Origin of the sequence: Bartonella queenslandensis AUST/NH15 (assembly GCF_000312585.1) — a bacterium.
GTDB lineage: Bacteria > Pseudomonadota > Alphaproteobacteria > Rhizobiales > Rhizobiaceae > Bartonella > Bartonella queenslandensis_A.
On the sequence record NZ_HE997981.1, the window covers coordinates 1 to 8,613 of the forward strand.

At 41.3% G+C, this 8,613-nt stretch carries 7 protein-coding genes; all 7 read left to right on the forward strand.

What is annotated here, in order from left to right; translation table 11 throughout:
- On the forward strand, positions 1–329 hold a 329-nt coding region (locus BN338_RS01645; protein ID WP_244427587.1), incomplete at its 5' end, for a hypothetical protein.
- A gap of 1,046 nt (positions 330–1,375) precedes the next feature.
- Positions 1,376–2,557, forward strand: a complete 1,182-nt coding sequence (locus BN338_RS01650; protein WP_051018467.1) for an MFS transporter — start codon at positions 1,376–1,378, stop codon at positions 2,555–2,557.
- A 211-nt stretch (positions 2,558–2,768) separates the two neighbouring features.
- Entirely contained in the window at positions 2,769–3,614 is an 846-nt protein-coding gene (locus BN338_RS01655) for a diiron oxygenase (RefSeq protein WP_280109515.1), read from the forward strand.
- 8 nt (positions 3,615–3,622) lie between these two features.
- Positions 3,623–4,057, forward strand: coding sequence for a hypothetical protein (locus BN338_RS01660; protein ID WP_210160957.1), 435 nt, complete (start codon positions 3,623–3,625; stop codon positions 4,055–4,057).
- Positions 4,058–4,619: 562 nt separating this feature from the next.
- Entirely contained in the window at positions 4,620–5,054 is a 435-nt protein-coding gene (locus BN338_RS01665; protein WP_039758423.1) for a hypothetical protein, read from the forward strand.
- A 704-nt stretch (positions 5,055–5,758) separates the two neighbouring features.
- A complete protein-coding gene (locus tag BN338_RS01670) occupies positions 5,759–7,738 on the forward strand; it encodes an SNF2-related protein (RefSeq protein WP_051018469.1) in 1,980 nt (659 codons plus the stop codon).
- The coding region (locus tag BN338_RS11995; protein ID WP_198003658.1) for a hypothetical protein at positions 7,735–8,613 on the forward strand (879 nt) is incomplete at its 3' end. The genes BN338_RS01670 and BN338_RS11995, both read left to right, overlap by 4 nt.

An 8,613-nucleotide genomic window follows, 5' to 3' on the forward strand; every position in this document is an offset into this window, starting at 1 on the left:
TTGAGATTGACAAGAAATCCATTCTAGTAGGAATGGAAGACAAGATCATAGAGCTTTATGACTTAGATCGAGATATGACTTCTCTCTTAAGAAAAGAGGCTGATATTTGTCGTAAGAATTTTACAATTAAACCTTCTGATTCATTTGGGCGTGAAGTTATGGGCATGTTTGTTAAAACTTTAGAGAATTTTTCACAACAGGATTCGGCAGAATTTAAAAAATTGTTGGAGAAAGTTGGGAAAAAGGGAAGTGCTCTGGAGAGATACATTGGAAAATTCTATTCCCGAACCTTTATTTATTTATCCCGCACCTTAAAAAAAGACATATAGAATCAATAATTTATAGCACTATAAAAGCGCTGTGGCGGTGTATTGACCCCCAAAAGCACCAAATTTGCTATACTGCTGGTTCTAATCGGCTAAAAAAAACCTTTAAAAACAACGATAAAGAATTTTCTATTGCATTAAACGGTGACAATTGAGTTTCCTTTGCATAGCAGTGCGTTTTTGACAAACCAAATCGGTACAGTACTTCAAAAAGGGTTAATAGGTCTTTGCCTTCATTGGAAACGGCTATGCGCGGCATAATAACCTATAGCTGGTGCTACGCCCACCGCCTGGGTTTTGAATCAAAATCCCTCGTCCCTTCAATTGCAAAATATCACGTAACGCCGTATCGTTTGAGCATTTTGGCGAGCTTGGCGTATTTTGAACTATTTATAAAGCCCTCAAAATTATCTTTCAGCATGCGGTGAATAATCAAAGGTTGCCGCTCATTCGCCGGCTGTCCCTAATCCTATCCCAAAGCTCAGCCTTAAATAAAACATTGTCAAGTGTAGTCTCGGCATTATCGATGGCATGACCGTGGCGAGTGCTTAGCGCTTGACCACCTCTATGGCAAACAATTCGCTAACGGCTTTACCATATGAGGGGCGACGCTGCCAGCTAGCCGATATCACCAGCGGCGGCATTCTGAGCATAGAAAGCGGCGATAGTCGGGCGATTCAGAGTGCCGATTCCATGCTGATGCTGCCGCCAAGATTGCGGCACAGGGTATGTCGCGATTGCTTCTGTGCAAGGTGCCCATGGCTATAAGAAAAAATTTGAGTCCAGCGACGACGGGCTTCTTCGTCAAAAGACGACCACCCACCACCTAGGCAATGTAGTTTGTCACAAGGTTTTGCAGTAAGCGGGGGCAGGCGGGATGAATTATCGTTGTATATTAACCCAATCTACGTTCCGGTAACCTGCCGCTGCTATGCGGCAGAGCTCACAAAGATCATTTAGTATTTGTTATTTATTATGGATATTTACATATGATTGTATTTTCCTTATAGTTGTTAACGTTCGGATCGATGTTCTATGGGAGGATGAATATGTTGACACGAGAGCGGCTGCCCCTGCCCTTTATCCTTGTAATTTCCTTATTAGCAGGATGTATTGAAGTAGATATGTCCGTTCCCAGCTTTCCGGATATGGCCGCCAGTTTCGGTGTCTCTGAAGGGCATATTCAGCGTACGATTACCTATAACTTCTTGGGATTTGTGTTTGGGGCGCTGATTTACGGGCCACTCTCAGAATCGATTGGCCGACGCAAAACCATGTTGATCGGCGGGGCTATCATGCTATTGGGTGCCTTGGGATGTACCTATACCACTTCAATTGATCTCTTGATGTTGTTCCGTTTTATTCAGGGGTTGGGCGCTTGCACGCCGGTGGTAGTCGCTTATGCAATCATCGCAGACCGTTATCGAGGGGCAGCTATGTACAGCATGATCGGCCTGGTTAACGCCTGTATATCGATTTTCATGTCGTTAGCACCGATCATCGGTGGTTGGATTAATGAACATTGGGGGTGGCGAGGAAACTATGCGGTTGTCGCGGTGATTACTGCAGCGGCGGTACTGCTAGAGCTGTTGTTCCTGCCGGAAACGAAGAAAGAAAAAACGCCATTCGATCTCAAAGCCATTGTGGGAAGTTATGCCCGGCTGACAGCGAGTTTCCAATTCATGCGATTATCGTTGATTCCTTCACTTTTCTTTGCTGCTTATATGGTATTCATCGCTTCCAGCGCTTTTCTTTACCGTGAAACCTTTGCGTTTCCGCTGTCGGCATTTGTCGTTCACCTTTTTATTATCGTGGCGTCTTTTTCAATACCCAGCCTCTTTTCCGCCCGTATTATCGCCGCGTTTGGTGGCGATCAGCGAGCTGAGAAAATCGGCATGGCATTAGCCATCATCAGCATTTTTTCTCTGCTGGCAGCGACAACGCCGTGGGCGATCACTTTGCTGATGAGCCTATTTTGCTTCGGTTTTTCTATCTGCTATCCGACGCTGTTCGCACGTTCCATGAACGTCTACCCGGAAATCTACGGTGTGGCAGCCTCCTATATCATGAGTATTCGCTCGCTGCTGGTTGTGGCTATCACAGGGATCTCCAGTTACGTCTTTATTGGGCGGACTGAGGAAATGAGCTATGTGATGGCGAGTGTGATAGGGGTCGTCGTGGTGTTGGCTATATTAAGTATTGTGGCGTACCCAAGCAAAATTGAAGAATAAAATGATAGTTTTTACGTAACTCCCCGCATGAATATTTATATTTGTCCGCTTCAGTACGAATCTTTTAAATTTTATCTATTTTTTTACCTGGAGATTATCTATGCAAAGTGAAACTATGGTTTCGAAGGGTGGTTTGTCTGCCGCTTATACTGATAAATGAGAACAGCGCGCGTCAATAAGAACTCGCCCCGGTAAACTTATCGACTTTACTATTTCTGGCGCGTTTTTTCCTGAAGAGAATCAACCGATATTTTTGGCTGACCTGATGAGCAGCATCGACAGCGATAGAAAGTCGAAAATACTTACGCAGTCACTGTTTAAATATCTCAATGATATCGTTAATATTGAGATTAAGCTTATTAACTCAGCATGCTATAAGATTGTTTATGGCGATCTCTCTGTCAAATTCGATGAACAGATTAAATTGAATGCCTATACCGTAATCATTGATGAGTTTTACCATGTTTATATTGCCAGGCATATGATCAATCAGCTTAGGGAGTATGATGCTGATCTCGGTACGTTAAGCTATCCAGACCCTGATGCTCACATAGCCGTTACAGAGGTGATGAAACGTTTACCTGAGCGCTGTCATGACATTTTTGAGATCATTGCGGTTTGTATTTTTGAAACGACTCTGGTGAGAGAACTGGTGGAGTTCTTTAATAGTGACGGCGTTCATCCATCAATTAAATACTACGTTAAAGACCACATGAATGATGAGTCCAGACACTATGGTTTCTTTCTGGAATTACTTGGCTATATCTGGGCGAGGTTGGATGAAAATGACCAAGCGATGATCGGTGCGCAGATCGCTGATTTCGTAAAGATGTATTTGAATGTTGAGTCAGAGAAACAGTTTAACATTGAGCTGTTATCAAAGATTACTCACGATCATGAAGCAAGCCGGGAGTCAATCAATAAGGTTTATCGCGGTTTTGAAGTGACGCCTGACGTCCCCATCGTTAAGAATGTGCTAACAGCTTTGGAACGAACGGGCATCCTGAATTCGCCAATAGTGCGTCAGGGATTCGAAAATATTGGTTGGATAATTTAATGATGGAGATGAGTGTGGGAAATTTCTCCTCGCATAAAACGCATTCTAAATTGGCCTATTCGACAGAAACAAAAATGTTAGCTGATGAAATAAAAGCGCGTTTACGAAATAGCAATTCGCTTATTCTTCCATTAGAGAGAAATCTTGAACTGGTCGATCAATTGACGGAGTTTGAGCTCGGTCGTTTCCTTCTGCATAACCGCGGCCTCAATGGCTACTGGACGTCTTATATTTTCCAACATCCCGTCGGAAAACCTGCCGAACATGTTTTGGAAGACTGGCTTCTGAATCGCTCGTTACTGTGCCGGGCGCGCGAGCGTTACCACCGTTATCAGACCTTGCTGGCTGAGCTGCTTCCGCAGGCGAGGACCCTGGCTTCAATCCCGTGCGGCGTGATGGATGATTTATTGGATCTGGATTATAGCGGCCATGATGCGGTGTAATTGACCGGCATTGATCTTGACTTGGAGTCACTTCATCACGCCAGCGAAAAGGCCAAACGCGTTGGTATGGCGGTGTATTGAGCCCCTTTGAGCTTAAATTCTCTATTTTTATTTTGATAGCAAGATAACTAACAAATTGAAAGACTATAGGAAACCGAATTTATGTTGCAACAGGCCTCGATAATCGAAATTCCTATGCCTTGTAGTAAAATCTATCATCAACAAGCAAGTACGGTACTTTAAAAGGCATCGCTAGATCTTTGCATAGGAATTACTGTATATGCATATTTCAAGTATAAGATTATTATATTATAGCTCATCTATTCTATAGTTGACAATCATTATACATAATTTTACCGCTTATATGCACCGATTAAGTCAAAAAATATGCTGAGGGTCGCTGCAGAAGTATAGGCTAATATTAAATTTTAGGAGAAAAATGGATAAAAAAGAAAACAATTAGAGGATACGATGGCAGATTTTGAGAAAATGCATCCAGACGTATTTGGTACTAAGTACGAAGACGACGGTCGCACTACAACGCACATGTTCATTGATTATCATGATCTTGATTGATTATCATGATCTTGAAAAGACCTACAGGGATCTTCTTGATGGTGATTTTTTAATGAGTTTTGGGAAATGTGTAATGCTATTTGCTTCTCTTGAGTATGTAATAGCGTACAATGTTTCTTTGTTAAACGCTTATGCTCTAAGCAGCGCAGAGATTAATAAAAAAGACAAAGATGAAAATTTTACACGTAACTTTGCTGCTAATATAACAGAAAGTTTTTCTAAATTAGTAAAAAAACTACAAATGGTTTATAAAACTTATCAAGACAGCCGACTTGAAAATCCTAGAGTAGATCTTAACAATGCTATGGAAACTCTATTAAATTATCTAGAGCCTTATATACACTTGCGCAATAGTTTTTGCCCACGGAAAATGGGTACCGCCTTCAAAAAAAGACGGCAAGGTCTGCATAGCATTTTTTAACGAAGACAAAAAAACGCTCAAATCCCGACAAAGGGTACACAATCTGAAAAATCTACACCAGGTAATAATGTTAACCTAGAGTTAGACGCGACGCCTTATGATATAGAAAAACTCAAAGAATTGCAGGAAAATTTGGAAAAAATAATTGAATCCGTTAAGTATATTTCTTACCATGTATTTATCATAAACTCTCTTAACAAAGAGGCGAATATGGTAGGCATGCCTATCCCGTATGCACTAAATCAGTTAGGTATAAATTGGATACTCAAGCCTGAATAGAGGATTCAAAAGGAAACGATTAACTTTTACTCGCTTTATAAATTACAAGCCGTTGTCAATTTTCGGCAGTAAGGTTTGCTTTATTTTTTAATAGAGACCTCTTTGTTACTGAGGCTATCTAAGTTTTCAAAGAGGTCAGGTCTATATTTTAATATACAGTTTTAATTTAAAATAGGTTCCTTGTACCCAAAAGTAAAATATTTTAATCCTAATACATAACGCTATATAAAAATCTTTTTCGTTATATAAACTATAATATATTGTTGTGCGATGTATCCCGTGCACAAAGCTTTAGACCCTTAACATTTTAACGCAAATATCCTATGAATAGCATTGGTGAATGAGGCAAAGGATTCTCTTTAAGGCCGGCTATCTGTCAATAGATAAAAACAATCAATGCCAAAACAACAAATCATGGGAGCAAAATGAAGCAAGAAAAAGAGCACGAGCCAGCCAAGAGAGAGAGCTACACCGAGCATCAAGCAACTTACTTAGCTCATGCTTTAACGATTGTAGGCTCTGCAGAAGATAATATTTCAAAATCTCTAGCCTCAGCAAAAGTTGACATGAACCCTCATCAGGTAGAAGCGGCTTTGTTTGCGCTAAGTTCACCCTTATCGCACGGCGTGTTATTAGCGGATGAAGTCGGTTTAGGCAAAACCATCGAAGCAAGCTTAGTTATCGCTCAAAAATGGGCTGAAAGACGACGCAAAATCCTTCTTATCGTTCCAGCCATGCTTAGAAGCCAGTGGTCTCAAGAACTTTTGGAAAAATTTAATCTTCCCTCTTATGTGCTAGAAAGCGTCTCTTATAAGGCTGATAAAAAAGAAGGCATCGCTAATCCATTTAACCAAGATGAGCGTGTGGTTATTTGTTCTTATGAATTTGCTTCGAGTAAAGCTAGTGATCTTAAAAGTGTCCAGTGGGATTTGGTTATTTTTGATGAGGCGCATAAATTGCGTAATATCTGGAAGGACGAGGGTGCAAAAATAGCCAAAACTCTGCAAGAGGCCTTAGAAGGCCGCAAGAAAATTCTGCTGTCGGCAACACCCTTGCAAAATTCACTCCTTGAGCTCTATGGTTTGATTTCTGTTATCGATCCACATTTCTTCGGCAATGTTCATGTCTTTAAAATGAACTACGTTGGCGCTCACCTTACTGCGCAAAATCTTGAAGACCTACAGTATCGCCTTTCTAAAATCTGTCACAGGACCTTAAGGCGCCAAGTGCAATTAGATGGTGACATTAATTTTACCAAGCGGCATTCTCTCGTCCAAGAGTTCTATCCATTTGACGCTGAAAAAGAGCTTTACGACAAATTATCTGCCTTTTTGCAGCGAGAGGATTTATTTGCCATACGCCCCAAAAGCGCCCACCTAACAACCCTTGTTATCCGCAAAATCCTTGCCTCTTCATCCTTTGCCATCAGTGGTACGCTTGAGAAAATAATCAAAAGACTTGAGACAAAAGCGCAGATAGATGCCAATAGCCTTGACGATTATGAAAATGTCGTAGAACTTTTTGAATCCTTTTCAAACGTTGACATTCAAAGCAGCCAAAATGAAGAGAGCTATGGTGACGAAAATTTAAACGTTATAGAGCTTTTCCCCGACTCTAGCGATGAAATAACGCCACTAACGCCCAATCTCACGCCGCTGGCCGCAGAAATTGAAGAGCTCAAAGGCTTTCGTATCATTGCCGGAAATATCGAAAAAAATGCCAAGGGAGAAGCTCTACTAACCGTTTTGGAAAAAGCGTTTGAACAAGTACAGGCGCTTGGAGGAAAGCGTAAGGCGGTTATTTTCACAGAGTCTTGTCGTACGCAAAAATATTTAAAAACACTTTTGGAACAAAATGGATATAAAGGCCAAATTGTTTTACTCAATGGCACCAATGCAGAGCCTGAAACGGTTAAAATTTATCAGGACTGGTGCCAAAAACACGCTGGCGGCAGCAAAATATCCGGTTCTAAAACAGCTGACATGAAAGCGGCGATTGTAGAGGCGTTTAAAGATCAAGCCCCCATTCTCATTTCAACAGAATCTGGCAGCGAGGGCGTCAATCTGCAATTTTGCTCACTGCTTATTAATTATGACCTACCGTGGAATCCGCAACGGATTGAACAACGGATTGGCCGCGTGCATCGCTATGGGCAAAAGTGCGATGTTGTGGTTGTTAATTTTCTCAATAAATCGAATAAAGCCGACCAGCTTGTTTTTAACCTGCTTGATCAAAAATTTAAGCTCTTTGAAGGCGTTTTTGGGGCCAGCGATGAAATTTTAGGGGCGGTCGAGTCAGATATCTCTATCGAGAGTCGATTTTGGCAATTTATCAAAAATGCCGCCATGCAGATGAAATTGAAGCAGAGTTTGAAAAACTTCAACAAGAGCTTGATGCCCATTTGACGCAAAAAGCGCAAGATACGCGTAAAAAACTGCTTGAGCATTTTGATGAAGAAGTGGTCGCGCGCTTAAAATCTCGTAAAGAGCAGATAAAAGGGGCTTTAGACGAGCGTGGTCGCAAAATCAGAACTTTTTGTCAAATCATGCTCCCACAAGCCGAGCACTTTGCCGATAAATTCATTCATAAGGGCCAACATTATTATTATCATTGGAAGCAAGCCGCACAGGAAGATGGCCAGTTTTTAAAGGTCGAGCATGATCCCATAGCGCCACTCATTGAGCAAACACGTGAAAACAAGCCTCTTGCAGCTGAGCTGACATTCCACTATGAGCACTATGGTATGAATTTGGCTGATTTAGAACAAATACGCGGAAAATCTGGCTGGTTGAGGCTTTCGAAATTAAAGTTTGATTCTCTTGATAATGCAGAGAAATTAGTCTTTAGCGTGATCGCTGATGATGGCTCAAACCTTGATCAAAAACAATGTGAGCGGCTTATGCTAATCCCTGCAACATGCAACGGTAATGTTCATATTGAGCCTTTCCTGATAGAGCAAATTTCCCAAATAGAGCAAACGCTTACCCAATCATGCTTTGAAGAGGCGCAGCGCCTCAATGAGCGATATTTTAATGAAGAGCACGAAAAGCTAGAGCGCTGGGCAGAAGATTCCAAAGAAGCGTTAAATCTAAAAATTAAGCAGCTAGAAAAAGAAATCAAAGAAGAAAAGAAACAAGCGAGGTCTCTGAAAATATTAGCAGAAAAAGTTACCGCGCAACGCCAAGTTAAAAAGCTTGAAAAAGAGCGTGATAAACTGACAATGGATTATTTTGAAACACGCAAGAAAGTGGATGAAAAATTAGACGAATTTCTCGATGAC

Coding starts and splice junctions, on each gene's coding strand:
- BN338_RS01650 (WP_051018467.1), top strand. CDS start 1,376: ATGTTGACACGAGAGCGGCTGCCCCTGCCCTTTATCCTTGTAATTTCC.
- BN338_RS01660 (WP_210160957.1), top strand. CDS start 3,623: ATGAGTGTGGGAAATTTCTCCTCGCATAAAACGCATTCTAAATTGGCC.
- BN338_RS01665 (WP_039758423.1), top strand. CDS start 4,620: ATGATCTTGATTGATTATCATGATCTTGAAAAGACCTACAGGGATCTT.
- BN338_RS01670 (WP_051018469.1), top strand. CDS start 5,759: ATGAAGCAAGAAAAAGAGCACGAGCCAGCCAAGAGAGAGAGCTACACC.